The organism is Oleiphilus sp. HI0132 (assembly GCF_001635845.1).
In genome coordinates, this window is record NZ_LWGJ01000538.1 from 1 (window position 1) to 903 (window position 903).

Here is a 903-nt window from a genome sequence, read left to right on the forward strand (position 1 = left end):
CTGAAACGGTTAAGTTTGCCAAGCAGCTAGGTTTTGTAGGAGCCTTCTGTATTCATCCTAAGCAAGTAGAAGTCATTAATGCAGTATTGACGCCTAGCGCGGAAGAGGTAGAACATGCTGAAGGTTTGCTTGCAGCATTTGAAGCAGGCTTGGCTGCAGGCAAGGGAGCTGTTGAATATAAAGGCAAGATGATTGATTTGCCGGTTGTAGAGCGGGCAAGAGAATTATTGAGAAATGCTAAAGCTTTAGCATAGCCGACCTCTTTACTAGTGAGGGCTTGCTTATAGTGAGCCTCTTTCTAATTACTTAAAATATTTTTGATAAACCGTCTGAGTATATCCGCTTTCTTGTAAGTGCTTTAATGCTTGTTGGAATTGATAAGCAGCGGAGCCTTTATGGGGACTGGTTTTTTGATTGTTAAAGCCTAAAGCGCTGTTTTTATCAAATCTGCTATTTTGTTGTTGCTTAAAGTGTTTTGAATTAATAGAGAAGGCCGCTTTTAACGAAGAGTATTCCTTCTCAATTGCATTTGGGTGAAGCCGAAGGCNAATGTCACTAAACTGCTTAATGCGGTTTCGTTTTAAGTAATAATCCAAGATATCTATATCATATACGTAGAAATTACCTCTACCTAGTTTCAGTGCCTGAATTGCTTTATCAATAGGCAACTTGCCCATTTTCTGAATGCTTACTTGAGGAGCACCTTTGGCATATTCAGCGGAGCTACCTCCTAAAGGGACAAGCAAAGTACCTTTCGCCTTCTTAAAGTCTTTTATTTCGAAGTCTGTAATGTCTGAGACTAAGGCTTGTTTCGATAGAAAGCCATTGTCCAGCCAATATAAAAACTGTGATCTTTTTTCTGAAAAACCAGACGAGGGATAGAAATCGATATCACCTTCTTTA

1 protein-coding gene is annotated in these 903 nt (G+C 39.6%); it reads left to right on the forward strand.

Annotation, left to right across the window (positions count from 1 at the left end):
• Positions 1–254, forward strand: a 254-nt coding sequence (locus A3766_RS06450) for an HpcH/HpaI aldolase/citrate lyase family protein (protein WP_197479384.1), incomplete at its 5' end; no start/stop codon positions are given.
• Between the last annotated feature and the right edge of the window lie 649 nt (positions 255–903).